Raw genomic sequence first — 24,887 nt, 5'->3', positions numbered from 1 at the left:
CGATTACTTGCCGGGGGCCGAAGTTTCGCCATCTTTCCTGGCCGCGAACGATGTCAGCGCGGAGAGGAAATCGCTCAGTCCAGGCCGCCTCGCGGCGATGAAGGGCAGGGGCCGCGCCGTTTCCATCGCCGCTATGCCGATTCGTGCCGTCATCATGCCGTTGACGACCCCCTCGCCAAGTTTCGCCGAAAGCCTCGCGGCAAGCCCGTGGCCGACGATCTGCTGCACGAAACTGTCGCCGACGGCGATCGAGCCGGTCACCGCCAGGTGCGCAAGGACGTTGCGCGCCAGCCGGAAGAAGCCAAGCGTGCCCGGCCGGCCGCCATAGAGCTCCGACAGGCGGCGGATGAGTCGCCCGGCCTCGAACACGACGTAGGCGACATCGACGAGGGCGCGCGGGCTGACCGCGGTCACCAGCGAAACGCGCTTTGCCGCTTCGAGGATCATCGCCCTGGCGCGGACATCGAGCGGGCCGAGGATCTCGGTCTCGGCGAGCCGCACCAGATTGCCGCCGTCGATGATCTCGCCGCGCAGTTTGGCGAGCGCGCGCCTGCCGGCCGCGGTCTCCGGCTTGGCGGCGACGAAGGCTGAAAGCTCGTCGACGACGGACCGCGCCGCCTTCGGGTCGTCGCGGGCGACCGCGTCAAGCGCCCGCCGCTGCAGTTTTTCGACCTCGGCCAGGCGGGCAATCGCCAGGAATTCGCGCACCAGGATGACTACCAGCGCCAGCACCGCGATCGCCGCCATGCCGGCGGCCAGCCAGCCCAGCCATTCGGCGCGTTCGAACAGGTCGCGGATGAGCTGGTCCGTCCAAAGGCCGACCGCCAGCGAAACCAGCACGCCCACGGCGCCGAAGAACAGGCGGGCGAGCAGGGAACGCTTGCGCGGCGCGGTGGCCGGCGGCGGCTCGGCGGCAACGATGTCGGGCTCGTCGAAGACGTCGATCTCGGATGGAATGACGACTGCCACGTCGGCCTTTGCCGCGCGTGGCCGGCGCGCCGGCTCAGCCTCGACGGGCCGCGGCTTCGGCGTCTCCCGGCTCGGCTCCGGCTCGATGCGGAATGCAGCGGGTTTGCGGGGCGCGCTCATGCCAGGTGGTCTCCAATCAGGAACTGCAGCGCCCGGTCGAGCCGGATATGCGGCAGCGACAGCGTAACACCTTCGGCCGTGCGTTCGAGCTTTGGCGGGCGGAACCGCACGAAGCGGATCGCCGGGTCGCCGCCATCCGGCGACGTTACGGAGGGATCGAAAACCGTGTCAACTTTGTCAGGCAAGTCGCCGGGAAATATGGCTGTTTCGGTCTTGCCGTCGAACGTATCGCCATTGATCCGCTCGCCCTTCAGCGGCGTGCCGATGATAACGGGCAGGGTTTCGCGGCCCTGCTTGACCGTGCCTTCGCGGGTGGCGCGCACGGCCGCCAGGGCGACCACGTCGACATCGGCTCCGGTGAAGTTCGCCCGTGCCACCGCGCGGTCGGCAAGCCGGCGCACGATCGCCTGCAACCGGTCATGGCTTTCATGATGCAGGTGATCGGCCTTGGTCGCCGCCACCAGGATGCGGTCGATGCGCCGTGAAAACAGGTCGGTGAGGAAATTGCCGCGACCGGGGCGGAAACAGGCGAGGATTTCGGTGACGGCACGCTCCAGGTCGGCCATCGCGGCCGGGCCCGCGTTCAGCGCCTGCATGGCGTCGATCAGCACGATCTGGCGGTCGAGCCGCGTTATGTGCTCGCGGAAGAACGGTTTCACCACATGCGTCTTGTAGGCCTCGTAGCGCCGCTCCATCATCGCCTGCAGCGAACCGGGGCGGGGCCGCCGCTCGGCCAGTGCCGGCAACGGCGCGAAGGTCAGCGCGGGCGAGCCGTCGAGGTCGCCGGGCATCAGGAAACGGCCGGGCGGCAAGGTCGACAGCGCGCGCTCGTCGAGCTTGCACGCCTTGAGATAGGCCGAAAAGGCCTCGGCAAGCCGGCGCGCCGTCATCTCGTCGGCATCGGCGTTGGGATCGATCGTGGCAGCGAGCGTTCGCCAGCCTTCGGAAAGATCGGTGCGCACCGGCAGCGCCGCCATCTCCATCGCCTCGCGCGAGAAATCGGCGAAGGATTTGCCGAGCAGCGGCAGGTCGAGCAGCCATTCGCCCGGGTAGTCGACGATGTCGAGCGACAATTTTCCAGCCGAAAACATACGGTTCCAGCCGGAAGCTGATTCGTATTCGATGGTCAGCCGCAGCTCGGAGATGGCGCGCGTCGAGTCCGGCCAGACACGGTCGTTGACCAGCGCCGCGACATGATCCTCGTACTGGAAGCGGGGAACGGCGTCGTCGGGCTGCTCCTCGAGGAAGGCGCGTGCGATGCGCCCCGATTTCTGCGCCTCGAACAGCGGCAGGCGGCCGCCATGGATCAGGTTGTGGACAAGCGCGGAGATGAACACCGTCTTGCCGGCGCGGGAAAGGCCGGTGACGCCCAACCTGAGCGACGGCGCAAAGAGCCCGGCGGCGCGCCCTGAAAGCGTGTCGAGAGCGATCTTCGCCTCGTCGGTGAAAGTGGTCAGCGATGATGCCAAAACATGCTCTCTGAGGGCCCGTCGGTTCCCGATATAGGCACTCAGGCTGCGGTTTGGAATGGCGCTGCCAATTTGGGTCTCAGAGGTCGGCCGGTGTCAAAAAGGCCTCGAGATAGCCGCTGCCCTGCTCGGCATGGGCAAGACTGCCGGGGAAGCGGACGACTGCGAGGCCAGATGTCGGGAAACCATGGTTCATTATGCCACGCGCGGCCTCCTCGCCGTCGCCCGAGACCGCCATGGCGAGATCCTCCGTCATCGGATTGTGGCCGATGACCAGCAGCGAGCCCACCCCGCCATTGTCGCGGATGATGCCGAGATAGCCGGCGGCGTCCTCGCTGTAGAGGGTGTCGAAGAACAGCACCCGGCCGGTATCGGTCTGGCCGGCCAGTCCCTCCAGGGTCTGGCGGGCCCGTTTTGCGTTGGAGCAAAGGGTCAGGTCGGGCACGTAGTTGCGGCTGCGCATGGCTGCCCCGATCGCCTCGGCATCGGCGATGCCGGAGGCATCGAGCGGACGGTCGAAGTCGCGAACGCCGGGCAGCGCCCATCCGGCCTTGGCATGTCTCAACAGGTAGAGTTTGCTCACCGCTCCCCCAAAATGCCTGGTTGGCACAATGGGATTAGCCACGAGAAAGCCATGGCGCACAATGGCCAATAGCCTTCAACCACAACGAATCATGGATGAATTCGATTTCCGCTCGCAAGCATAACGATATCATGGACAGCTGTGGGTCCGATATTACATTTGCGTGAAACGGTCGCCGATTGCGCTTGTGCACGCTTCTCTGCGCGAATATATAGGCGCCAAATTTGGGGTTGTTGGGTGAGTCGAATGAACGACATCGTTACCGCCGATTACGTACCCTCTGAAGACGAGCCGTTCATGAACGAACGGCAGAAATCTTACTTTCGAATGAAGCTCGTCGCCTGGAAGAACGACATTTTGCGCGAAGCGCGCGAAACCCTCGAAGTCCTGCAGCAAGAAAACGCCAACCATCCCGACCTCGCCGACCGCGCCTCCTCGGAAACCGACCGAGCCATTGAACTCCGCGCCCGCGATCGTCAGCGCAAGCTCATCTCGAAAATCGATTCCGCGCTCCAGCGCATCGACGAAGGCACTTACGGCTATTGCGAGGAGACTGGCGAGCCGATTGCTCTGAAGCGGCTCGATGCGCGTCCGATCGCGACACTGTCGATCGAGGCGCAGGAGCGCCACGAGCGCCGGGAGAAGGTCTATCGCGACGACTGACGCGCTGGGATAATCACCCAGGGGTTTAGAAAATGGCCGGGCGACCGGCCATTTTTGTGCCCGCGTGGCGTTGCATCCTCGGTTGCGCAAGCGATGTCGCCGGATTTCGGCCTTGCTGGGGCAGGCAAATCCAGGAACAGGCGTGAAACGGCTTTCCGTCCGGAATCGTGTCGAAACAAGCAGATGGCGCGTTCTGCGTCTTCGCGAAACGACGCGCTTCTAGCGCTTCTGGCTGGCGAGTTCGCCGAGCAGCTTCGTCATTTCATCGTCGAGCGACGGCGGCGCCTTGGCTGCCGGTTTGCTCGCATGCGATTCATCGAGCGAAACCTCGAGCTCCTGAATCAGCGTATCGTCGATGGAGGTTGGCTTCGCCGGCGGTGGGGCATGCCGGACGGCATTGGTGTTCGCCGATCCATAGGCTGGCAGCGGCGTGATGTTGCTCGCCTGGTAGCTCGGAGCGGCTGGCTTCGGCGCCGGTGACGGCGCGGCTTGGCGCGGGCGGGCGGGCGGCGGCGTGGCGCTCACCGGCTGCGGCGCGGGCGGCGCCTGCCTCACAGGCACGGGGGCCGGCTGGGCGGGGCGCGGCCGCGGCGCCTGGGCCTGCTGCTGGCCGCCGTCTCCGGTCAGCGCCGGGCGGCGCGGCGCCGCCAGCCTGATATCGCGCTCGACGACGACGTCGGTCGGCCCGCCGATCAGGATGAGATGTTCGATGTCGTCGCGGCGCACCAGCACCAGCCGGCGGTGGCTGTCGACGGCGGTTGCATCCATGACGGCCAGCCTGGTCTTGCGGTTGCGGCCGCCGGCGACGAATGTCCCGAAGGTCAGGCTGCGCACCACCTTGATGATGAGGAGAACGACCACGAGCAGGACGAGCGCGGCAAACGTCCACAGGATTGCGGCGACATAACCAGGACCCGCCACGCTATCCAGCCACTGCAGCATCGGTGCACCGCCCTTTTTTGAGGTGACGCGACACTAGACCGTGCGGACCGGCCGCCGCAAGTTGGCATCACGCTTCGTGAACAGTTTGAAACACGAATCCACGGCCTGGCGCCATTTTTATCTGACATTTGCCACCGGGGCCTTTTCCGCTACAGGAGAATGTGATTCAACCGGCCGTCCGCGGGGTGTCGGGCACCGGAATCACGAGCAGGGGGCACATGGCCAAGGAAACGCGCGGCGATTTCTATCCGGTACCGATCGTCGACCAGAATACGCGTCCGGGTGCCGTGACCCGGCTTATCATATTCATCGTTGTCCTGACCGGCGCGGCGATCGTTTTCGGGCTTTTCCGCGAGCGCCTTGGCGATCCCTTCCTGCTCGGCATGCTCGGCGTGCTGGCGATGATCGGCGTCGGGTTCCTGTTTGCTACTGCCATCGGCTTCGTTCAGGTCGCGCCGCGTTCGACCAGCGACGAACTTTCGAAAGCCTTCGTCGATTCGATGTCGCAAGGCCTGCTGGTCACAGACACCAAGGGCCGCATCGTCTACGCCAACCGGGCCTACGCCGACATGACGGGCGCTTCGTCGGCGGCCGACCTCAAGACGGTCGAGGGGCTGCTGTCGGACGTTCCCGAAGCCTCGATGACCATCTACCGACTGGCGTCCGGCCTGCGCGACGGCCAGGCGGGCGACGGCGAGTTCAGGCTTGCGCAGTCCATCCGCCCCGGGGCGGAGCCCGGCGCGCACTGGTACCGCACCCGCGCTCGCGCCTTCAATGTGCCCGGCCAGCGGTTGCCGATGCTTGCCTGGCAGCTTGCCGACATCTCGCAGGAACGGGCCGAGCAGGAGCGCTTCTTCCTCGACCTGCAAAAGGCGATCGACCATCTCGACCATGCGCCGGCCGGTTTCTTTTCCGCCGACCAGGAAGGCCGCGTCACCTACATCAACGCCACGCTCGCCGAATGGCTCGGCATCGATCTGGCAAGCTTCACGCCGGGCGCCGTCTCGCTGCCCGAGATCGTTGCCGGCGACGGCATGGCGCTGGTCCGCTCGGTCAAGGCCGACCCCGGCACCACGCGCAATGCCGTTATCGACCTCGACCTGACGACGATGACCGGCGAGGCGCTGCCGGTACGCTTCATGCACCGCGTCTCGGCGAGCCGCGAGGGCGTCAGCGGTCCGACCCGCACCATCGTGCTCAACCGCACCCAGGGCGAGGATGCCTCCGCCGATCTTCGCGCCTCGGAAGTCCGCTTCACCCGCTTCTTCAATTCGACGCCGATGGCGATCGCCGGCGTCGACGCCAGCGGCCGCATCCTGCGCACCAACGCGCCGTTCCTGTCGCTGTTTTCCTCGGTCGTCGATCGCGACGCTGTCGACCGCCGCGTGCGGCTCGATACCGTCATCCACGAGCGCGACCGGGCGGCGTTCGCCGAGGCCTTCGAGAAGGCCAGGCAACGGCAGGCCGACATCGAGCCGATCGACACGCTGTTGCCCGGCAACGAGGAGCGGCACATCCGCTTTTACGTCAATGCGGTCGCCGAGGGCACCGGCGGCGAGGGCGCCGAGGAATCGGCCATCGTCTATGCCGTCGACACCACCGAGCAGAAGGCGCTCGAGGGCCAGATGGCGCAGAGCCAGAAGATGCAGGCGGTCGGCCAGCTCGCCGGCGGCATTGCGCACGACTTCAACAATGTGCTGACCGCCATCATCATGGCGTCGGACCTGCTGCTGACCAACCACCGTCCGTCGGATCCGTCCTTCCCCGACATCATGAACATCAAGCAGAACGCCAACCGGGCGGCTTCGCTGGTCAGGCAGCTTCTCGCCTTCTCGCGCAAGCAGACCCTGCGGCCGGAAGTGCTGAACCTCACCGATGTCCTGGCCGACCTCAGGATGCTGCTCGCCCGCCTGGTCGGCAACGACATCAAGCTGAAGATCGACCACGGCCGCGATCTCTGGCCGGTCAAGGTCGATATCGGGCAGTTCGAGCAGGTGGTGGTGAACCTCGCCGTCAACGCGCGCGACGCGATGCCGGCGGGCGGCGACCTCGCGGTGCGCACCCGCAACGTCACGGCCGAGGAATGCAAGAGCTTCTCCTACCGAGAGCTCACCCCGGCCGATTACGTCGTGGTCGAGATCGAGGACACCGGCACCGGCATCGCGCCTGACGTGCTGAAAAAGATATTCGAACCCTTCTTCACCACCAAGGAGGTCGGCAAGGGCACCGGGCTCGGCCTGTCGATGGTCTATGGCATCATCAAGCAGACGGGCGGCTTCATCTTCTGCGATTCGGAAGTCGGCAAGGGTTCGGTGTTCCGCATCTTCCTGCCGCGCCACATCGCGGAGGCGAGGCCGGCAAGCGAGCCGGGCGAGGTGCCGGCGGCGCCGGTGAAGCCGGCGGAAGCCGCCAAGGACCTGTCCGGCTCGGCCACCGTGCTACTCGTCGAGGACGAGGATGCAGTGCGCATGGGCGGCGTGCGGGCGCTGACCTCGCGCGGCTATACCGTCCACGAGGCGTCCTCCGGCGTCGAGGCGCTGGAAGTGTTCGAGGCGCTCGGCGGCAAGGTCGACATAGTCGTCTCCGACGTCGTGATGCCGGAGATGGACGGGCCGACGCTGCTCGGCGAACTGCGCAAGCGGCAGCCGGACATCAAGTTCGTCTTCGTTTCGGGCTACGCAGAGGACGCCTTTGCCAGGAATCTGCCGGCTGAGGCCCATTTCGGCTTCCTGCCGAAGCCGTTTTCGCTCAAGCAGCTGGCGACCATCGTCAAGGACGTGTTGGAATCCTGAACGACGACGCGCATCAAAACGGCGGACTGAATGTGATCAAGCGCACAGACGCCCGCGCCATGCCGTTTACAGGTGGCGGCGCCGGAGAGCGATCCGTCCGCTCATAACCAGTGAGTCCGGCCACTGGAGCTTTGCAATCGCGGCTTGCGCATCGGCGCGAGATCGCCATGATTGCGGTGACAAACGCGGCGGGGAATTGGGGTAGATGCCGTGACGCCGCACAACGAAGCGGAAAAGGGTGATTTTGCCGAAACGGTGCTGCTGCCGGGCGACCCGGAGCGCGCCGAATGGATGGCTGAGACTTTTCTCGAGGCGCCGCGCTGCGTCAATCGCCGCAGGGGCGCGCTGGGCTTCACCGGCCGGTACCGGGGCAAGCCGGTCAGCATCCAGTCGACCGGCATCGGCGTCTCGTCCTTCCTGATTTACGCCCATGAGCTTCTCGACTTCCACGGCGTCAAGACGCTGATCCGAACCGGCACTTGTGGCGGCCTGAGCGCCGAGGTGCCGCTGCGCGGCCTGGTGGTCTCGCAATCGGTCCGCGCCGAGAATGCCGACAGCGGCCAGGTCTTCGGACTCTACGCCGCTGCCGGTCCCGATCCGGCGCTGCTTGCCCGGGCATTGCAGCGGGCCGAGACGCTTGGCATCGAGCACCGGGCGGGGCTGACCATCTGCAGCGATATTTTCTATCATCCGAAGGGCCGCGCCCGCTATGCCGAAGCCATGGCCTTGGGAGCGCTCGCCGTCGATATGGAGACCAGCGCCCTCTACCGCATTTCGGCCCATTTTGGCGCGCGAGCGCTGTCGCTGCTAAACGTGGTCGATCATGTCACCAATGGCGAGCAGACCGACTATTCCGAGCGCCAGGAACTGTTCACCGACATGACGCGGCTGGCGCTCGAAGTCGCCGCGGAAAGCTGAACGCCTGCCGCCTCACGTTCTTGCGAACGGCTGCCGGTGCTCTCTTCGGCGGATAGGGCAGGTTCACCCCCTGGTGCAGGTCGAGGCCGTGAAGGCTCCGTCGGGCTGCTTCATGATGATGTCGAAGGACGGACCATCCGGGCCCTCCAGCGTCGCCTGCGTCATCGAAACGGAGTTGCCACCGCTCGTATAGCCGCCCAGCGGACCGAGCCAGCTGATCTCGCCATTGGCATTCATCTGATAGTTGTAGCCTTGCGGTGCGGCGCCGAAGGTCACCGGACCGCTGTAAACATTGCCCTTGATGGTGATGTCGCCGAGGTTGAGGAAGGCGCCGAGCAGGTAGACCTCGCAACGGTAGATCCCGTCGGGCATCTTGCCCTCGGTGAAGTCGGCGCGGGCTGCCCCCGTCACGGCTAACAGAAGCACGACGCTGAAAATGCTGGAGATACGGGAAATCATGGCATGGCTCGGTTCAAGCGGACCTTGCCCTATTTTGGCGCCGCGCCGCAACTTGCCGTATGTCGCAAGGCCCAATTTTTGAGCACCAGACTAATATGGGCAAAAGATAGGCAGCATTGCGCAATTTTGCCGCATTCGGGTCTTTGGCAAACCATTACATGTTTGACGACTAATATCGTAACAAGCTGATAAGATTGGGGTATTTCGACATTTCCAGTGCCGCTTCGCTGTTTGGCATGGTGGTTGCATAGCTATGTTGCGATGCAAAACAACCAGCTTGGGAGTGTGCAATATGAGGGGTAATTTCTCGACAATAACAAAAATGTTTTCGGCCGGCGTTCTCGCCGCCGGCCTGCTGACGGCGCCTGCCAAGGCGGCCGACGACACGATCAAGGTCGGCATCCTCCATTCGCTGTCGGGGACCATGGCGATTTCGGAGACGACGCTGAAGGACGTCATGCTGATGCTGATCGAGGAGCAGAACGCCAAGGGCGGCCTGCTCGGCAAGAAGCTCGAGGCCGTCGTCGTCGATCCGGCCTCCAACTGGCCGCTGTTCGCCGAAAAGGCGCGCGAACTGATCTCCAAGGACAAGGTCGCGGCCGTGTTCGGCTGCTGGACCTCTGTTTCGCGCAAGTCCGTGCTGCCGGTGTTCTCGGAACTCGACAACATCCTGTTCTATCCCGTCCAGTATGAGGGCGAGGAGAGCGAGCGCAACGTCTTCTACACCGGTGCCGCTCCGAACCAGCAGGCCATTCCGGCCGTCGACTACCTGATGAGCGAGGACGGCGGCTCGGTGAAGCGCTGGGTGCTGGAAGGCACCGACTACGTGTATCCGCGCACCACCAACAAGATCCTCGAAGCCTATCTGAAGGCGAAGGGCGTACCGGCCGAGGACATCATGGTCAACTACACGCCATTCGGCTTCTCCGACTGGCAGACCGAGGTCTCGGCGATCAAGAAATTCGGCTCGGCCGGCAAGAAGACCGCCGTCGTCTCGACCGTCAACGGCGACGCCAACGTGCCGTTCTACAAGGAACTCGGCAACCAGGGCATAAAGGCCGAGGACATCCCGGTCATGGCCTTCTCGGTCGGCGAGGAGGAACTGGCCGGTCTCGACACCGGTCCGCTGGTCGGCCATCTCGCCGCGTGGAACTATTTCGAGAGCATCGACACGCCCGAGAACAAGAAGTTCATCGACGACTGGCACAAGTTCATCAAGAACGACAAGCGCACCACCAACGACCCGATGGAAGCCCACTATATCGGCTTCAACATGTGGGTGAAGGCGGTCGAGAAGGCCGGCACCACCGATCCGGACAAGGTCATCGACGCCATGGTCGGCGTCTCGGTGCCGAACCTGACCGGCGGCTATTCGACCATGATGCCGAACCATCACATCACCAAGCCGGTGCTGATCGGCGAGATCCAGGCCGACGGCCAGTTCGAGACCGTCTCGCAGACGCCTGGCCTCGTGATGGGCGACGAATGGTCGGACTACCTGCCTGACTCCAAGGACCTGATCTCAGATTGGCGCGCGCCTCTGGCCTGCGGCAACTTCAACGTTGCCACCGGCAAGTGCGGCGGCAAGGGAACCAACTGATCCAGGTCTGGGCCGCCAGGCCCATGGCCAGGTCTGTGCCGCCAGGCCCATGGCCTGGTCCGGACCTTGGCCCGTAACCTCCCGGGTCTGATTGGTCGCGGGCCTCTCCGCGACCAGGACCGCAGCCGGGCGGGCTCGACCTCCAGCCCGCCCGGACACCAAGCTCAATCCCTCTGGGAGCGACCTGAACCGATGATCCTGATCCGCGCGATTGGCCTGACGCTGCTGCTGGTGATGGCAAGCCTGTTGCCGTCCAGCGCCGCCGAAGCCGATCTTCGCGCCGTCATCGCCAAATTCGCTACCGCCGCGAATTTCTCCGCCACCGAGGCCGTGGTGCGCGAGCTTGCAGCCACCAGCGATCCCGCGGTCGAGCCGCCGCTTTCAGCGCTCGCCGACGGCAATCTCTATATCCGCAAGGCCGACTCCCAGGTCTTCGTCGGCAAGGACGCCGGCGACGGCATCGACCTGCTCGATCCGCTGAGCGGCGAGAAAGCAGCCTCGGCGGCCAAGACCGACCTCACCAAGATCAAGGTCAACAACGGCTTGCGACGCGTCATCCGCGATGCGCTCGGCACGCTGACGCTGCGCGCCACGGACCCGGCCGTGCGCATCGCCGCTGCCGCTACCATGTTCAAGACGCCCGACGCGGCGAACATCGAGCCGCTCGATGCGGCCATCGCTGCTGAAACGGATGCAAGCGTCAAAGCCCTGTTCGAACAGGCCCGCGCGGCGTCGCTCCTGGTTTCCGACAGGCCCGAGGCCGACAAGCTCTCAGCGATCGCCCTGATTGCCGCGCGCGGCGACCGCGACGCGGTTTCGCTGCTCACCTCGGTCGAGGCGAACTCCCAGGGCGCGGTCAAGGACGCTGCATCGTCCGCGATCGCCACCATCAATTCGACGCTGGCGCTGTGGGATGCCGGCCAGAACATCTGGTACGGAATTTCGCTGGGTTCGGTGTTGCTGCTCGCGGCCATCGGCCTTGCCATCACCTTCGGCGTCATGGGCGTCATCAACATGGCGCATGGCGAGATGGTGATGCTCGGCGCCTACACCACCTTCGTCGTCCAGCAGGTGATCCGCACCTCGTTCCCCGGCCTGTTCGACTGGTCGCTGGTCATCGCGCTGCCGCTTGCCTTCCTGGTTACCGCATTCGTCGGCCTCGCCATCGAGCGCGGCGTCATCCGCTTCCTCTACGGCCGGCCGCTGGAGACGCTGCTTGCGACCTGGGGAGTCTCGCTGATCCTGCAGCAGGCGGTGCGGACCATTTTCGGGCCGACCAACCAGGAGGTCGGCAATCCGTCCTGGATGTCGGGCTCGTTCGACATCGGCCAGCTGGCCATCACCTGGAACCGGCTGTGGATCCTGGTCTTCGCGCTCCTGGTGTTCGGCGTGCTGCTCTACGTCATGAAGCGCACGCCCTGGGGTCTGCGCATGCGCGCAGTCACCGCCAACCGCCGCATGGCAGCTTCCATGGGCATCAGGACGCCCTGGGTCGACGCGCTGACCTTCGCGCTCGGCTCGGGCATCGCCGGCATCGCCGGCGTCGCGCTCAGCCAGATCGACAACGTCTCGCCCAATCTCGGCCGCGGCTACATCATCGACAGCTTCATGGTCGTCGTCTTCGGCGGCGTCGGCAATCTGTGGGGCACGCTGGTCGGCGCCTTCTCGCTCGGCATCGTCAACAAGTTCCTCGAGCCCTATGCCGGCGCCGTGCTCGGCAAGATCGTCGTGCTGGTGCTGATCATCCTGTTCATCCAGAAGCGCCCGCGCGGCCTGTTCGCGCTCAAGGGCCGGGCGGTGGAAGCATGATCGCGCAACGCCTCTTCGGCGGCGACCGCCGCATCGCCATCACGGTTCTCATCCTGCTCGCGGCGGCGGTCCTCGTGCCGTTGCTCAACCTCGCCGTTTCGCCGGCAAGCGCCTTCTACGTGCCGTCCTATATCGTCGCGCTGGTCGGCAAATATCTCTGCTACGCGCTGCTTGCCTTGGCGCTCGATCTCGTCTGGGGCTATTGCGGCATCCTCTCGCTCGGCCATGGCGCCTTCTTCGCGCTCGGCGGCTATGCGATGGGCATGTACCTGATGCGCCAGATCGGCTCGCGCGGCGTCTACGGCAACCCCATCCTGCCGGACTTCATGGTGTTCCTGAACTACAAGGAACTGCCCTGGTTCTGGTACGGCTTCGACCATTTCTGGTTCGCAGCGCTGATGGTGCTTGCCGTGCCCGGCCTGCTCGCCTTCGTCTTCGGCTGGTTCGCCTTCCGCAGCCGCGTCACCGGCGTCTACCTCTCGATCATCACCCAGGCTATGACCTATGCGCTGCTGCTCGCGTTCTTCCGCAACGACATGGGTTTCGGCGGCAACAACGGCCTGACCGACTTCAAGGACATTCTCGGCTTCAACGTGCAGGCCGATGCGACGCGCTCGGCCCTGTTCGCGGCCAGCGCCATGACGCTTGCGCTCGCCGTTCTGCTGACCTCGGCGATCGTGCGTTCAAAGTACGGCAAGCTCCTTATGGCGGTGCGCGATGCCGAGAGCCGCACCCGCTTCCTTGGCTGGCGGGCCGAGAACGTCAAGCTGTTCGCCTTCACCGTGTCAGCGATCATGGCCGGCATCGCCGGCGCGCTGTATGTGCCGCAGGTCGGCATCATCAATCCCGGCGAGTTCGAGCCGTCCAACTCGATCGAGGTGGTGATCTGGGCGGCCGTCGGCGGTCGCGGCACCATTCTCGGCCCGATCGTCGGCGCCCTGCTCGTCAATGCCGGCAAATCCTGGTTCACCGGCGTGCTGCCCGAATTCTGGCTGTTCGCGCTGGGCGGACTGTTCGTCGCCGTCACCCTGCTGCTGCCCAAGGGCATCGTCGGCATGTGGGACAGCTGGCGCGGCAAGGCCAGGGCACTGCGCGCGGCCTCGCTCGCCGCGGAAGCCGGCAGCGATCCGCAGGAGCCGCAGCCGAAGATCGTACGCAGCGCCGCAAGGACGCCGGGCTCATGGTCGGCCTCCGGCCCCGAACCGCAGCCGGCGGAGTGACCGATCATGAGCAAGTCGCACACCATCCTCTATCTCGACGGCGTCTCGGTCTCCTTCGACGGCTTCCGCGCCATCAACAATCTGTCGCTGGTGCTCGACAAGGGCGAGATGCGGGCGATCATCGGCCCCAACGGCGCCGGCAAGACGACGATGATGGATATCGTCACCGGCAAGACGCGGCCGGATGAGGGCGAGGTCTTTTTCCACGGCCAGGTCGATCTCACCCGGCATGACGAGGCCGAGATCGCCATGATGGGCATCGGCCGAAAATTCCAGAAGCCGACCGTCTTCGAGAGCCACACCATCGAAGAGAATCTGATGCTGGCGCTGAAGGGGCCGCGTTCGATCTTCCCGGCGCTGTTCCATCGCCGCTCGACGGCGGACGTGCGGCGCATCGACGACATCCTCGGCATCATCCGTCTGGGCGACAAGCGCGACGAGCTCGCCGCCAATCTCAGCCACGGCCAGAAGCAATGGCTGGAGATCGGCATGCTGCTGGCGCAGGACCCGAAACTGCTGCTGGTCGACGAGCCGGTCGCCGGCATGACCGATGCCGAAACCGTGGAGACGGCGCGCCTGCTCAAGGATATCGCCCGCGACCATTCGGTCATCGTCGTCGAGCACGACATGCATTTCGTGCGCGAGCTCGGCGTCAAGGTCACCTGCCTGCACGAGGGCTCGGTTCTGTCGGAAGGCACGCTCGATTTCGTCTCGGCCGACGAGCGTGTCGTCGAAGTCTATCTGGGGCGCTGAGCATGGTCTGGCGGGTTCCCTTCCATCGTTTCGACCTTGCCTTCCTCAAGCGTTGGAGGAGACGCTGACCATGCTCGAAGTCTCCAATGCCACGCTGCACTACGGCGCCGCCCAGGCGCTGCGCGGCGTTTCGCTGAAGGCCGGCGCCGGCAAGATCACTTGCGTGCTCGGCCGCAACGGCGTCGGCAAGACCAGTTTGATGAGATCGATCGTCGGCCACCACAGGCTGACGAGCGGAAGCGTTGCCTTCGAGGGGAAGGCGCTCGACCGGAGCGCGGCGTATGACCGCGCCCGGTCGGGCATCGCATTCGTGCCGCAGGGCAGGGAGGTCTTCCCGCTGCTGACGGTACGCGAGAATCTGGAGACCGGCTTCGCGCCGCTGAAACGCGCCGACCGCAACATTCCAGCGCACGTCTTCGAGCTGTTTCCGGTGTTGAAGCAGATGCTCGGCCGGCGCGGCGGCGATCTCTCCGGTGGCCAGCAGCAGCAGCTCGCCATCGGCCGGGCGCTGGTGATGCGGCCGAAGCTGCTGGTGCTCGACGAGCCGACCGAAGGCATCCAGCCCTCGATCATCAAGGACATCGGCCGCGCCATCCGTTACCTGCGCGACCAGGCCGGCATTGCCGTGCTGCTCGTCGAGCAATATCTCGACTTCTGCCGCGAGCTCGCCGACGAGGTCAACATCATGGACCGCGGCCAGATCGTCCACACCGGCCCGGCCGAAGATCTCGACCGCGCGGATGTTCGGAAGTTCCTGACGGTGTAGCTGCCTTTTCGTCATCCTTGGGCGGAGCAAGGAGCGAAGCGACGCGGCGCAGACCCCAGGGTCCATGCCGTTACCTCTGCCGAATGGTGCAGCGGTACAGAATAGAATGATTGCTCAGCGCCCCAACCATTCCCAATTCTGCGCCGTTAGTGGCGCTTCCAAGTAACGGCATGGATCCTAGCGTCTTCGCTCCGCTTCGCGTCGCTGCGCCCAAGGATGACGAAGTGTTCGGCAGCTCTGGCGCGTTTAATGCCGCATGCTAGTCTTTTCTTGGCCTTGGTGAGTCGGCCGCTTTCCGTACCAGTCGCGAATGAGGGGGAAGGCGCGGGCCCAGCCGGCAAGTTCCACGCAAGCAAGCAGGCCTAGCTTCCCCGCAGTGATTGTCGGTCAATGCGTCCAAAAGACTCTTGCCAGGGGAAAGGCGATGGATCGTTTTGTGGAGGACTACCAGAAGCGACGCCTCACCGAGCGCGTCGACATCATCACCGCCATCAACATCCTGAGGTCGCAGGGCTACGATCCGGACGAGCTGATTGGTGAAATGACCAAGGTTTTCTACGTCGACCTCGATGCCTACAACGAGGTGATGGCGCACTGAAGCGAAGGCAGGCCGGGCGCTAGCTCGCGCGCCGCAGCGTCGCGGCAAGCACGCGGTTGCGGCCGCTCCGCTTGGCGGCATAAAGCGCCTTGTCGGCGGCGCTCAGCACCTTGTCGAAGCTGGTGCCGTCCTGGCTGCCGAAGGCGTAGCCGGCGCTGACGGTGCAGGACAGCGGGCGCGTCTCGGTTTCGATGCGGCGCGCCGCGAACGATGCGCGGATGCGCTCGGCGGCGAACTCCACCTTTTCCGGCAAGGTGCGCTTGAGCACCAGCGCGAATTCCTCGCCGCCAAGGCGCGCGGCGGCATCGGTTGGCTGAAGATTGGCGGCGAGTTCCTCGGCGAATACTTTCAGCACCGCGTCGCCGGCGGCATGGCCGAATTCGTCGTTGATCGCCTTGAAGCCGTCGAGGTCGAACACCACCACCGCCATGAAAGCGCCGACGGGCGCCTCGCCATGCAGGTCGAACAGCGCGCGCCGGTTGAGCAGGCCGGTCAGCGGATCGGTGAGCGCATTGCGCCGGTGATGCTGCGCCAGCCGCCCCTGGTTCAGCGCCAGCGACAGCCCGCCGATGCCGGTCATCGAGGCGATGACGATGATGAGGCTGAGATCCTCGGCCCAGTTGCTCGGCGCGTGGCCGAGCACCAGCCTGCCGTCCCAGGCCAGCACCGCCGCGCACAGCACGAACGAAGCCGCGGTCAGCGAATAGAGCAGGGCGACACCCTGCAGCGGCGCAGGCGCTTCCTCCCGCCCGCGCCAGTATTCATGCGCCGTCGCGAACAGCAGCAGGCCGGCAAGGAAATTCTCCAGCATGAAGCCAAGCCCGTCATAGCCGAGCGCCATGGGCGGCAGCGCCAAAGCGAGCGAAATGCCGGCGCCCACCAGGACGCGCGGCAATGGCGAGCGCCCTGTCCTGAACTGGTGGGCGGCACCCAGCATCACCGAAAAGCCGAGCAGCAGAAGTGCCAGCGTCAGAACGCCAAGGACAGGCCCAGGGGATTCGATATAAGCGTCATAGACAAACACCTCGCCGACGATCAGCAGCACGCTGATGGCCCAGGTCAGAAGAAACCTGTCGGAGCGGGCGGTCAGCCATGTGCCGAACAACGTCATGCTGAGGCAGGCGGCGGAAAAGCCGACCGCCAGCAGCATTGAATTGTAGTCGAGCAGCATGCCCTGTCCTTGCCGGCGGCGGCGCCAGAGTCTGCTCTGGCGTCGGCTATTAGTGCCGCAAGGAAGTGTCGATACCGTTACGATATCCGCGAAGATACCGAGATTTTGCCGCGTCAGCCGGTCACGCGCTTCATCAGCGCCATGGCGCCGAACGGTGCGCGCACCTTGCCCTCGGTGATGAAATAGGCGAACACGTCGCGCGGCTTGACCGGCGCGTCGATTTTGGGATCGACGCGCGGCAGGTCGGCCGGCTGCTTGCCTTCCGCCCAGGTCTTTACCCGCGTCGCCCACTCATCCAACCCTTTCGGCGTGTAGCAGTCGGGATTGTCGTCGCTGCCGGTCTGCAGGCGCGCATAGACGAAATCGCCGGTGACGTCGGCGATAGCCGGATATTTGGCATGGTCGGCATAGACGATCGCCGCCTTGTACTTGCGCGCAAGCGCCGCGAATTCCGGCACGATGAAGCTGTCGTGGCGGACTTCCAGCGCGTGGCGCAGCGCGACGCCGTCCTGCTTCTCGGGGAGCAGCTTCAAGAAGGCTTCGAAATCATCCGCGTCGAATTTCTTCGTCGGCGCGAACTGCCACAGGATCGGGCCGAGCTTGTCGCCGAGCGCGGCGACGCCGGAGCCGAGGAAACGCATCATCGACTCGCCGGCCTCGCCCAGCACGCGCCGGTTGGTGACGAAGCGGTTGCCTTTCAGCGAATAGACGAAACCGTCCGGCGCCTCGTTTGCCCATTTCACAAAGGTCGGCTCCTTGAAGCTGGAATAGAAGGTGCCGTTGACCTCGATGCTCGGCACCTGCCGGCTGGCGTATTGGAGCTGCTTGGCCTTGGACAGCTTGTCCGGATAGAAGGACGTGTCCCACGGCTCGAACGTCCAGCCGCCCATGCCCGAGCGGATCGTTCCTTGGCTGGCCATTGTCATCCTCCCAGTTTCAAAAGAGCTATCAGGCGGCTTGGCCGACCGGCTTGGCCATGTCGACCACAATCCATCCTGGCCGGTAGGGGTGTGCCCGGCGACCCGTTTCCCGGAAACCATAGGCCGTATAGAGCGCGATGTTTCGCTCCATCCGCGAATTGGTGTAGAGCCGCACTTCCGGCAGACCCCATGACCGTGTCTGTTCGTCGGCGAACTTGAGCAGTTTGATGCCGAGACCTCTGCCTTGAAACGCAGGCGACACGGCCACGCTGAAGATCATGACATGGTCGGCATGGCGCTCGAGCACGATCAGCCCGGCAAGCTCAGCACCGCTCTCCAGCAGCCAGACCTCGCCGCGCCCGATGCGCGGCGCATAGTCTTCCGTCACCGGCATGGGTGGCGCGCCGAGCAGCGCGGTGTAGGGCGCGTAGGCGGCGGTGGTCAGCGAAACGACCGCGGGGAGATCCGCCGCAAGCGCCTTTGTGATTGTCATTCAAACGCTCTCCAGGCACTGACGATTGCGCACTCACTCCGCCGCTTCGCGCTTGCCTCCGGGGCGCCGCTCCAGCAGCTCCTTGAGGAACTGGCCGGTGTAGCTGCGCTTCTCGCGCACGATCGCTTCCGGCGTGCCGGAGGCGACCAGTTCGCCGCCGCCGTCGCCGCCTTCGGGGCCGAGGTCGAGCACCCAGTCGGCGGTCTTGATGACCTCGAGATTGTGCTCGATGACCACCACCGTGTTGCCCTGGTCGACCAGTTCGTGCAGCACTTCGAGCAGCTTGGCGACGTCGTGGAAATGCAGGCCGGTGGTCGGCTCGTCGAGGATGTAGAGCGTCTTGCCTGTCGCCTTGCGCGACAGTTCCTTGGCCAGCTTGATGCGCTGCGCCTCGCCGCCCGACAGGGTCGTCGCCTGCTGGCCGATATGGATGTAGCCGAGACCGACCTGCTTCAGCGTCTCCAGCTTGTCGCGCACGCCGGGCACGGCAGCGAAGAAGTCGACGCCTTCCTCGACCGTCATGTCGAGCACGTCGGCGATCGACTTGCCCTTGAACAGCACGTCGAGCGTCTCGCGGTTGTAACGCTTGCCGTGGCAGACGTCGCAGGTGACGTAGACATCGGGCAGGAAGTGCATCTCGATCTTGATGACGCCATCGCCCTGGCAGGCCTCGCAGCGGCCGCCCTTGACGTTGAACGAGAAGCGTCCCGGCTGATAGCCGCGCGCCTTGGCCTCGGGCAGCCCGGCGAACCAGTCGCGGATCGGCGTGAAGGCGCCGGTATAGGTGGCGGGATTGGAACGCGGCGTGCGCCCGATCGGCGACTGGTCGATGTCGATGACCTTGTCGAGGAACTCCAGCCCCTCGATGCGGTCATGCTCGGCCGGATGCTCGCGCGAGCCCATGATGCGGCGCGAGGCCGCCTTGAACAGTGTCTCGATCAGGAAGGTCGACTTGCCGCCGCCGGACACGCCGGTCACGGCAGTGAAGGTGCCGAGCGGGATCTCGGCGGTAACGTTCTTCAGATTGTTGCCGCGCGCGCCGACGACCTTGATACGCCGATTCTTCTTCGCCTCGCGGCGCACGCCAGGTGTGGCCACTTCGAGCTCGCCCGACAGGTATTTGCCGGTGATCGAGGCGGGGGTCGCCATGATCTGCTGCGGTGTGCCTTGCGCGATGATCTCGCCGCCGTGGATGCCTGCGGCCGGACCGATATCGACGACATAATCGGCATGCAGGATCGCGTCCTCGTCATGCTCGACCACGATCACTGTGTTGCCGATGTCGCGCAGGTGCTTCAGCGTGTCGAGCAGGCGTGCATTGTCGCGCTGGTGCAGGCCGATCGACGGCTCGTCCAGCACATAGAGCACGCCGGTGAGGCCCGAGCCGATCTGCGACGCGAGCCGGATGCGCTGGCTCTCGCCGCCCGACAGCGTGCCGGAATTGCGCGAAAGCGTCAGATAGTCGAGGCCGACATCGTTGAGGAAGCGCAGCCGCTCGCGGATCTCCTTGAGCACGCGCACCGCAATCTCGTTCTGCTTGTCGTTCAGCTGCGCCGGCAGATCGGTGAACCACTGGTCGGCATTGCGGATCGACTGCTCGGTCACTTCGCCGATGTGTTTTCCCGCGATCTTCACCGCCAGCGCCTCCGGCTTCAGCCGGTAGCCGCCGCAGGAGGGGCAGGGGGTCGCCGACATGAAGCGCTCGATCTCCTCGCGCATCCAGGCGGATTCGGTCTCCTTCCAGCGCCGGTCGAGATTGGGGATGACGCCCTCGAAGGTCTTGGTCGTCTTGTAGGAGCGCAGACCGTCATCATACTGGAAGGTGATCTCGCGCTCGCCGGTGCCGTGCAGGATGGCTTCCTGCGCCGCGGCGGAAAGATCCTTGAACTTGTCGCCGAGCTTGAAGCCATAGGCCTTGCCCAGCGCTTCCAGCGTCTGCGCGTAATAGGGCGAGGTCGACTTCGCCCACGGGCTGACGGCGCCGTCGCGCAGCGAAAGGTTCTCGTCGGGCACCACCAGATTGGCGTCGATGGCGCGCTGGCTGCCGAGACCGTCGCAGGTCGGGCAGGCGCCGAACGGATTGTTGAAGGAGAACAGCCTGGGCTCGATCTCCGGAATGGTGAAGCCCGAAACCGGGCAGGCGAATTTCTCCGAGAACAGGATGCGCTCATGCGTCTCGTTCTTCGACTTGTTGACCGAGTCCTCACCGGTCAGGCTGGCGTCGAGCGGCCTGTCGGCGAATTCGGCGACGGCCAGGCCCTCGGCGAGCTTAAGCGCCGTCTCCATGGAATCGGCAAGTCGCGTCGCCAGGTCGCCGCGCACGACAATGCGGTCGACGACCACGTCGATGTCGTGCTTGTACTTCTTGTCCAGCGCCGGCACGTCGGCGATCTCGTAGAAGACGCCGTCGACCTTGACGCGCTGGAAACCCTTCTTCTGCAGCTCCAGGAGTTCCTTGCGGTACTCGCCCTTGCGGCCGCGCACGATCGGCGCCAGCAGGAACAGGCGCGTGCCTTCCTCGAGCGCCAGCACCCGGTCGACCATTTGGCTGACCGTCTGGCTCTCGATCGGCAGGCCGGTGGCCGGCGAATAGGGAACGCCGACGCGCGCGAACAGGAGGCGCATGTAGTCGTAGATCTCGGTGACGGTGCCGACCGTCGAGCGCGGATTTTTCGACGTCGTCTTCTGTTCGATGGAGATGGCGGGAGACAGCCCGTCGATCTGGTCGACATCAGGCTTCTGCATCATTTCCAGGAACTGGCGCGCATAGGCCGACAGGCTCTCGACGTAGCGGCGCTGGCCTTCGGCATAGATCGTGTCGAAGGCGAGCGACGACTTGCCGGACCCTGACAGGCCGGTCATGACGATAAGGCTGTCACGCGGCAGGTCGAGATCGACGTTCTTCAGATTGTGTTCGCGCGCCCCGCGAATGGAAAGGTATTTATGGTCGGCCATCGCCGGTCGCCGCCTCAGGTCTGGAATTCGTGGGATCGGCGGGTTTCTCCCGGCCATCCCCTATGTAGGTAATTTTCCCGCCACGTCGAGAGACGCCACAATTCTCGACAAAAGCGTTTAAGCGTCTTTCGCGCGGGCGAGCAAGCGGAAAGAACAAAGGCCGAACACGCTCCTGACAAAGCGGTGTGGAAATCCGGTCTCGACTTGACCTGGACGTAACCTCCCGGCGATCACATTTTTCGGTAACCGGCTATTCGATGGTTGACGTCTCCGAGCGAGGGGAGCAGTGTCCACAGGTCCAACGGAGCCGGCTGTCTTTCGATGGCCTCGCCGCCCAAAGGTGGCCTGCGAGACGCCGCAGGTTTTGCGATTTGCGCTCTGGACGACAATTGTCGCAACGGACCCAGGAGCGGAGCATGACGCCACCGGACAGTCCCTTGAGGCTCCACACCAAGATGGAGCCGCGGCGGGCATAAGTGCCAGGGCAGGCGTGAGCGTCAGCCCGACAAACCGTGACCTGTCGAATCCTCACAATTAGAGACGATAGTCGGATCGTCGGCTGAATGCCGCGATGCATCCGAAATCAAACGCCGGCAGAACACTCCCGGCAAGTTTGGATTTCAAATCCAGAAAAGCCCCGTCCGTTTTGCGGAAGCAACGGCGGGGCTGTTCGTTTGTGCAAGCACGCTACACCCCATTGCCATTGGAAACATTGGAATCGCAGTCTAGGCAGCGAAGCGCCCGGACGGTAGCCGGCTAGTGGCCCGGCGGCCTGATCCCGCCCGTCGCCATGTCGATGGTTATGCTGCCGGAAATCCTGACGTCGGTATCGCCGATCTTGAACTGGCCGTTGCCGCCGGCGGGCAGCGCGTCGTCGGGTTCGGGCTGCGGGGCAGGCTTGGCGATGCGATAGTCGCTGCTGACGCCGGGCAGCGCGCCCTTCTGCGTCGCGCTGTCATCGGCGACGGCGGCGCCCGCCAACACGCACGCGACCGCCACGATTCCCAGGAGTGTGGAAGAATGCTTGCCAATCATTGCCGGACTATAGGGTCGGCACGGCAGCGATGCCAGATCGCACGCGATCAAATTGCCGCGCGCCGGCATTCCTTCACGCGGCCTTCTTGCGGGTGTCGTAGACATGGTCGACGAGGCCCCAGGCCTTCGCCTCCTCGGCAGTCATGAAATAGTCGCGGTCGAGCGTGCGCTCGACCTCCTCGTAGGTCCGGCCGCAATGATGCGCATAGAGCTCGGTCATGCGCCGCTTGGTGCGCATGATGCCTTCGGCGTGACGCTGGATGTCGGAAGCCTGGCCCTGGAAGCCGCCCAGCGGCTGATGCAGCACGATGCTGGAGTTGGGCAGCGCGATGCGGCGCCCCGGCTCGCCCGCCATCAGCAGGAAGGACGCCATCGAGGCGGCAAAGCCCATGCACACGGTCGACACGGGGCAGGAGATGTAGCGCATCGTGTCGTAGATGGCGAAGCCGCTGGTCACCACCCCGCCAGGCGAGTTGATGTAGAGCGATATCTCCTTGTCGGGATTGTCGGACTCCAGCGACAGGAGCTGCGCGCAGACCAGCGCCGACATGCCGTCGTTGATCTCTCCGTTGATGAAGATGATGCGCTCGCGCAGCAGCCGCGAGAAGATGTCGAAGGCGCGTTCGCCGCGGCTCGACTGCTCGATCACCATCGGCACCAGATTGGCAAGCCCGCTCATCTCGTTTCTCCCTTGCTCAGGCCGCGCGCCGCAACAGCGGCGCATTCGCCGCGATCGCGCGTCCTGCGCCTTGCGCGTTGAAAGCGAGCCGGCAGCCGGCGCCAGCCATGACGACGGCGGGTGTGCGGGCGAAGCCGTCATGGACGATGCGCAGATGCGTGCCGCCGGAAACCGTGCGGGCAAGCGTGAAGGTGACGATGCTGTCCAATGCTGGAAGCTTGTCTGCATCGTCGGCACCGGGCCGCTCGCGCCACGAATAGCGCAGCAGTCGTCCAGGCTCGGCTTCAAGGACTTCGCATTCGATCGGCGCCTCGGGTCCGGCAAAGGCGAAACGGCTGCCCACTTCAGGCGTGATGTCGTTCGGCATCATCCAGGCCGCCAGCAGTTCCGGTTCGGTCAGCGCGCGCCAGACCTTCTCCGGCGGATCGGCAAGCTCGCATTCGAAGTCGAGCGGCGCTTCGGCAGGAGGACGTTCCGTCATTGGTCCATTCCCTTCAGAACTGTCTTCAGTTTCTCGATGCGTTCCGGCCAGAACGCGCGGTAGCGTTCGATCCAGCCGAGCAGCGGCTCGAGACCTTGCGGGTCGGCGCGGTAATAGGCGTTGCGGCCGGCGCGCCGTTCGACCACCAGGCCGGCGCCGCGCAGCACCGCCAGGTGCTGGGAAACCGCCGGTTGCGATACCGTCATGCCGGTGCGCAGCTCCGACACGGTCATCTCGCTGGCGGCGAGCCGCTCGTAGACGGCGCGGCGCGTCGGGTCGGCCAGCGCGCGGAAAATCTCTGCCTCGATCATGGCTGAAGCATAAGTCGATACTTATTGATTTGGCAAGCGCTGTTTACGAACCGTCAGCAAGCCAGCGTCTCACCAGTCCGGCCGGCCCGTCGAACGTCGCTTCGAAGATCGGCGAAGCGAGCACCGCATGGATGTGAAGCGGTTCGTTGCCGACATTGCGGAAGCCGTGCTTCCTGTGCGCAGGGATGATGAGAGACTGTCCTGCGGTGAGCACGCTGTGCTCGTCGTCGATCCACATCTCGGCCGTGCCGGCGATGACGGTGAGCACTTCCTCGACCGAATGCCAATGCGTCGGGGCGCCGACCGTGGGTTCGACCCACTGCTCAAAGATGCAAAGCTGCGCGGCGCCATTTCTGGCCGAGACGTGCATGCGTGTCTCGACACCGGCGCGCCACTGTTCGCGCGGCTGGTCCCCATGTGCGATCGAATTCACCTGGCACTCCATCCATTCCCGATCACGTGGAAATTCCGGGCCGGAACACTACATGCTGCTGACAACCATTGACAGCGCGTCGCCCACATCCTAGAACGAAAAGAGAACAAAAACCTTGTGGGAAAAGCCAGTCACGACGGGCGGCGATTGCCCGCAAGCTGTAAGGTGCAGCGTCAAAAATTTGTTTCGGATGAGCGCGGAGAAGTACGATGGCGGGTAGCATCAACAAGGTCATTCTGGTCGGCAATCTCGGGGCGGACCCGGAAATCCGCCGCCTGAACTCGGGTGAGCCGGTCGTCAACATCCGCATCGCCACCTCGGAAAGCTGGCGCGACAAGAATTCCGGCGAGCGCAAGGAAAAGACCGAGTGGCACAACGTCGTCATCTTCAACGACCAGATCGCCAAGGTGGCCGAGCAGTATCTGAAGAAGGGCATGAAGGTCTATGTCGAGGGCCAGTTGCAGACGCGCAAATGGCAGGACCAGACCGGCAATGACCGCTACACGACCGAGGTCGTGCTGCAGAAATTCCGCGGTGAGTTGCAGATGCTCGACGCGCGCGGCGAGGGCGGCGGCCAGGTCGGCAGCTATGCCGGTGGCGGCAACAGCAGCCGCGGCTCGGATTTCGGCCAGTCCGGCCCGAACGACAGCTTCAGCCGCGGCGGCGGTGGTGGCGGCTCCAGGGGTGGCGGCGGCGGTGCGTCGCGCGAACTCGACGACGAGATCCCGTTCTGAGCGCCAGGACTACG

Annotated in this window: 24 protein-coding genes; 10 read left to right on the top strand and 14 right to left on the bottom strand. The window is 64.7% G+C overall.

Annotated elements, in window-relative coordinates:
* Positions 1 to 3: 3 nt before the first annotated feature.
* The 3 genes from EN846_RS20260 to EN846_RS20250 all read right to left on the bottom strand — a co-directional run bounded on the left by EN846_RS20260 (position 4) and on the right by EN846_RS20250 (position 3,141).
* A complete protein-coding gene (locus tag EN846_RS20260; RefSeq protein WP_128346931.1) occupies positions 4 to 1,089 on the bottom strand; it encodes a YcjF family protein in 1,086 nt (361 codons plus the stop codon).
* Positions 1,086 to 2,558 (bottom strand): YcjX family protein, encoded by a 1,473-nt coding sequence (locus EN846_RS20255; RefSeq protein ID WP_127393257.1) that lies wholly within the window; start codon positions 2,556 to 2,558, stop codon positions 1,086 to 1,088. The genes EN846_RS20260 and EN846_RS20255 overlap by 4 nt, the downstream gene beginning before the upstream one ends.
* Before the next feature lie 79 nt (positions 2,559 to 2,637).
* On the bottom strand, positions 2,638 to 3,141 hold the full coding sequence (locus tag EN846_RS20250) for a histidine phosphatase family protein (protein WP_127287093.1): 504 nt from the start codon (positions 3,139 to 3,141) through the stop codon (positions 2,638 to 2,640).
* 246 nt (positions 3,142 to 3,387) lie between these two features.
* Between EN846_RS20250 and dksA the strand changes: the two genes are divergently transcribed.
* Entirely contained in the window at positions 3,388 to 3,804 is a 417-nt protein-coding gene (gene dksA / locus EN846_RS20245) for an RNA polymerase-binding protein DksA (RefSeq protein ID WP_127393258.1), read from the top strand.
* A 219-nt stretch (positions 3,805 to 4,023) separates the two neighbouring features.
* On the opposite strand, the gene EN846_RS20240 is transcribed toward dksA, so the two are convergent.
* A complete protein-coding gene (locus EN846_RS20240) occupies positions 4,024 to 4,746 on the bottom strand; it encodes a flagellar biosynthetic protein FliO (protein ID WP_187331399.1) in 723 nt (240 codons plus the stop codon).
* 218 nt (positions 4,747 to 4,964) lie between these two features.
* On the opposite strand from EN846_RS20240, the gene EN846_RS20235 reads away from it, so the two are divergent.
* Positions 4,965 to 7,538 carry a PAS domain-containing sensor histidine kinase gene (locus EN846_RS20235; protein WP_127392696.1) on the top strand — a complete coding sequence of 858 codons (2,574 nt, stop codon included), beginning with the start codon at positions 4,965 to 4,967 and terminating at the stop codon, positions 7,536 to 7,538.
* 210 nt (positions 7,539 to 7,748) lie between these two features.
* Positions 7,749 to 8,456 (top strand): DeoD-type purine-nucleoside phosphorylase, encoded by a 708-nt coding sequence (locus tag EN846_RS20230; protein ID WP_127284533.1) that lies wholly within the window; start codon positions 7,749 to 7,751, stop codon positions 8,454 to 8,456.
* Between the two features lie 63 nt (positions 8,457 to 8,519).
* Here the strand turns inward: EN846_RS20230 and EN846_RS20225 are convergent, their stop codons facing one another.
* Positions 8,520 to 8,915: a hypothetical protein gene (locus tag EN846_RS20225; RefSeq protein ID WP_127392695.1), complete on the bottom strand. Its 396-nt coding sequence runs from the start codon at positions 8,913 to 8,915 to the stop codon at positions 8,520 to 8,522.
* A 292-nt stretch (positions 8,916 to 9,207) separates the two neighbouring features.
* On the opposite strand from EN846_RS20225, the gene urtA reads away from it, so the two are divergent.
* The 6 genes from urtA (at position 9,208) to EN846_RS20195 (ending at position 15,661) form a co-directional block, all read left to right on the top strand.
* Positions 9,208 to 10,515: an urea ABC transporter substrate-binding protein gene (urtA, locus tag EN846_RS20220; RefSeq protein ID WP_127284535.1), complete on the top strand. Its 1,308-nt coding sequence runs from the start codon at positions 9,208 to 9,210 to the stop codon at positions 10,513 to 10,515.
* A 192-nt stretch (positions 10,516 to 10,707) separates the two neighbouring features.
* The gene (gene urtB, locus EN846_RS20215) at positions 10,708 to 12,324 is read left to right on the top strand and encodes an urea ABC transporter permease subunit UrtB (RefSeq protein WP_127392694.1); all 1,617 of its coding nucleotides are present in this window, start codon (positions 10,708 to 10,710) and stop codon (positions 12,322 to 12,324) included.
* Positions 12,321 to 13,544, top strand: coding sequence for an urea ABC transporter permease subunit UrtC (gene urtC, locus EN846_RS20210; protein ID WP_127392693.1), 1,224 nt, complete (start codon positions 12,321 to 12,323; stop codon positions 13,542 to 13,544). Before urtB ends, urtC begins: the two co-directional genes overlap by 4 nt.
* Positions 13,545 to 13,550: 6 nt before the next feature.
* Positions 13,551 to 14,297, top strand: a complete 747-nt coding sequence (gene urtD / locus EN846_RS20205; RefSeq protein ID WP_127392692.1) for an urea ABC transporter ATP-binding protein UrtD — start codon at positions 13,551 to 13,553, stop codon at positions 14,295 to 14,297.
* Positions 14,298 to 14,367: 70 nt separating this feature from the next.
* Positions 14,368 to 15,063 (top strand): urea ABC transporter ATP-binding subunit UrtE, encoded by a 696-nt coding sequence (gene urtE / locus EN846_RS20200; protein ID WP_128275646.1) that lies wholly within the window; start codon positions 14,368 to 14,370, stop codon positions 15,061 to 15,063.
* A gap of 424 nt (positions 15,064 to 15,487) precedes the next feature.
* Positions 15,488 to 15,661, top strand: coding sequence for a hypothetical protein (locus tag EN846_RS20195; RefSeq protein WP_127284540.1), 174 nt, complete (start codon positions 15,488 to 15,490; stop codon positions 15,659 to 15,661).
* Positions 15,662 to 15,680: 19 nt separating this feature from the next.
* On the opposite strand, the gene EN846_RS20190 is transcribed toward EN846_RS20195, so the two are convergent.
* From EN846_RS20190 to EN846_RS20150, 9 genes are all read right to left on the bottom strand, one after another.
* Positions 15,681 to 16,832, bottom strand: coding sequence for a GGDEF domain-containing protein (locus EN846_RS20190; RefSeq protein WP_128346750.1), 1,152 nt, complete (start codon positions 16,830 to 16,832; stop codon positions 15,681 to 15,683).
* A 113-nt stretch (positions 16,833 to 16,945) separates the two neighbouring features.
* Positions 16,946 to 17,752 (bottom strand): DUF72 domain-containing protein, encoded by an 807-nt coding sequence (locus tag EN846_RS20185; protein ID WP_127394166.1) that lies wholly within the window; start codon positions 17,750 to 17,752, stop codon positions 16,946 to 16,948.
* Between the two features lie 28 nt (positions 17,753 to 17,780).
* Positions 17,781 to 18,245, bottom strand: coding sequence for a GNAT family N-acetyltransferase (locus EN846_RS20180; protein WP_127394167.1), 465 nt, complete (start codon positions 18,243 to 18,245; stop codon positions 17,781 to 17,783).
* 33 nt (positions 18,246 to 18,278) lie between these two features.
* On the bottom strand, positions 18,279 to 21,200 hold the full coding sequence (gene uvrA, locus EN846_RS20175) for an excinuclease ABC subunit UvrA (RefSeq protein WP_128346749.1): 2,922 nt from the start codon (positions 21,198 to 21,200) through the stop codon (positions 18,279 to 18,281).
* Positions 21,201 to 21,956: 756 nt separating this feature from the next.
* Entirely contained in the window at positions 21,957 to 22,235 is a 279-nt protein-coding gene (locus tag EN846_RS20170) for a hypothetical protein (RefSeq protein ID WP_127285648.1), read from the bottom strand.
* Between the two features lie 73 nt (positions 22,236 to 22,308).
* On the bottom strand, positions 22,309 to 22,914 hold the full coding sequence (locus EN846_RS20165; protein WP_127285647.1) for an ATP-dependent Clp protease proteolytic subunit: 606 nt from the start codon (positions 22,912 to 22,914) through the stop codon (positions 22,309 to 22,311).
* 16 nt (positions 22,915 to 22,930) lie between these two features.
* Positions 22,931 to 23,395 (bottom strand): SRPBCC domain-containing protein, encoded by a 465-nt coding sequence (locus tag EN846_RS20160; RefSeq protein WP_127285646.1) that lies wholly within the window; start codon positions 23,393 to 23,395, stop codon positions 22,931 to 22,933.
* The gene (locus EN846_RS20155) at positions 23,392 to 23,706 is read right to left on the bottom strand and encodes a metalloregulator ArsR/SmtB family transcription factor (protein ID WP_127285645.1); all 315 of its coding nucleotides are present in this window, start codon (positions 23,704 to 23,706) and stop codon (positions 23,392 to 23,394) included. Before EN846_RS20155 ends, EN846_RS20160 begins: the two co-directional genes overlap by 4 nt.
* Before the next feature lie 43 nt (positions 23,707 to 23,749).
* Positions 23,750 to 24,139: a cupin domain-containing protein gene (locus EN846_RS20150; RefSeq protein WP_348627108.1), complete on the bottom strand. Its 390-nt coding sequence runs from the start codon at positions 24,137 to 24,139 to the stop codon at positions 23,750 to 23,752.
* A 209-nt stretch (positions 24,140 to 24,348) separates the two neighbouring features.
* Between EN846_RS20150 and ssb the strand changes: the two genes are divergently transcribed.
* The gene (gene ssb / locus EN846_RS20145; protein ID WP_127285644.1) at positions 24,349 to 24,873 is read left to right on the top strand and encodes a single-stranded DNA-binding protein; all 525 of its coding nucleotides are present in this window, start codon (positions 24,349 to 24,351) and stop codon (positions 24,871 to 24,873) included.
* Positions 24,874 to 24,887: the final 14 nt, after the last annotated feature.

It is taken from the genome of Mesorhizobium sp. M4B.F.Ca.ET.203.01.1.1, from assembly GCF_004791025.1.
In the GTDB taxonomy this organism is placed as follows: domain Bacteria; phylum Pseudomonadota; class Alphaproteobacteria; order Rhizobiales; family Rhizobiaceae; genus Mesorhizobium; species Mesorhizobium abyssinicae.
Note: the sequence above shows the minus strand (reverse complement) of the source record. Positions and strands in the feature narration are given on the sequence as shown.

What these genes read in the sequence shown, in the direction of transcription:
- EN846_RS20260 (WP_128346931.1), bottom strand. Translation starts at nt 1,089, where the DNA reads ATGAGCGCGCCCCGCAAACCCGCTGCATTCCGCATCGAGCCGGAGCCG.
- dksA (WP_127393258.1), top strand. Translation starts at nt 3,388, where the DNA reads ATGAACGACATCGTTACCGCCGATTACGTACCCTCTGAAGACGAGCCG.
- EN846_RS20240 (WP_187331399.1), bottom strand. Translation starts at nt 4,746, where the DNA reads ATGCTGCAGTGGCTGGATAGCGTGGCGGGTCCTGGTTATGTCGCCGCA.
- EN846_RS20235 (WP_127392696.1), top strand. Translation starts at nt 4,965, where the DNA reads ATGGCCAAGGAAACGCGCGGCGATTTCTATCCGGTACCGATCGTCGAC.
- EN846_RS20225 (WP_127392695.1), bottom strand. Translation starts at nt 8,915, where the DNA reads ATGATTTCCCGTATCTCCAGCATTTTCAGCGTCGTGCTTCTGTTAGCC.
- urtA (WP_127284535.1), top strand. Translation starts at nt 9,208, where the DNA reads ATGAGGGGTAATTTCTCGACAATAACAAAAATGTTTTCGGCCGGCGTT.
- urtB (WP_127392694.1), top strand. Translation starts at nt 10,708, where the DNA reads ATGATCCTGATCCGCGCGATTGGCCTGACGCTGCTGCTGGTGATGGCA.
- urtC (WP_127392693.1), top strand. Translation starts at nt 12,321, where the DNA reads ATGATCGCGCAACGCCTCTTCGGCGGCGACCGCCGCATCGCCATCACG.
- urtD (WP_127392692.1), top strand. Translation starts at nt 13,551, where the DNA reads ATGAGCAAGTCGCACACCATCCTCTATCTCGACGGCGTCTCGGTCTCC.
- urtE (WP_128275646.1), top strand. Translation starts at nt 14,368, where the DNA reads ATGCTCGAAGTCTCCAATGCCACGCTGCACTACGGCGCCGCCCAGGCG.
- EN846_RS20195 (WP_127284540.1), top strand. Translation starts at nt 15,488, where the DNA reads ATGGATCGTTTTGTGGAGGACTACCAGAAGCGACGCCTCACCGAGCGC.
- EN846_RS20190 (WP_128346750.1), bottom strand. Translation starts at nt 16,832, where the DNA reads ATGCTGCTCGACTACAATTCAATGCTGCTGGCGGTCGGCTTTTCCGCC.
- EN846_RS20185 (WP_127394166.1), bottom strand. Translation starts at nt 17,752, where the DNA reads ATGGCCAGCCAAGGAACGATCCGCTCGGGCATGGGCGGCTGGACGTTC.
- EN846_RS20180 (WP_127394167.1), bottom strand. Translation starts at nt 18,245, where the DNA reads ATGACAATCACAAAGGCGCTTGCGGCGGATCTCCCCGCGGTCGTTTCG.
- uvrA (WP_128346749.1), bottom strand. Translation starts at nt 21,200, where the DNA reads ATGGCCGACCATAAATACCTTTCCATTCGCGGGGCGCGCGAACACAAT.
- EN846_RS20170 (WP_127285648.1), bottom strand. Translation starts at nt 22,235, where the DNA reads ATGATTGGCAAGCATTCTTCCACACTCCTGGGAATCGTGGCGGTCGCG.
- EN846_RS20165 (WP_127285647.1), bottom strand. Translation starts at nt 22,914, where the DNA reads ATGAGCGGGCTTGCCAATCTGGTGCCGATGGTGATCGAGCAGTCGAGC.
- EN846_RS20160 (WP_127285646.1), bottom strand. Translation starts at nt 23,395, where the DNA reads ATGACGGAACGTCCTCCTGCCGAAGCGCCGCTCGACTTCGAATGCGAG.
- EN846_RS20155 (WP_127285645.1), bottom strand. Translation starts at nt 23,706, where the DNA reads ATGATCGAGGCAGAGATTTTCCGCGCGCTGGCCGACCCGACGCGCCGC.
- ssb (WP_127285644.1), top strand. Translation starts at nt 24,349, where the DNA reads ATGGCGGGTAGCATCAACAAGGTCATTCTGGTCGGCAATCTCGGGGCG.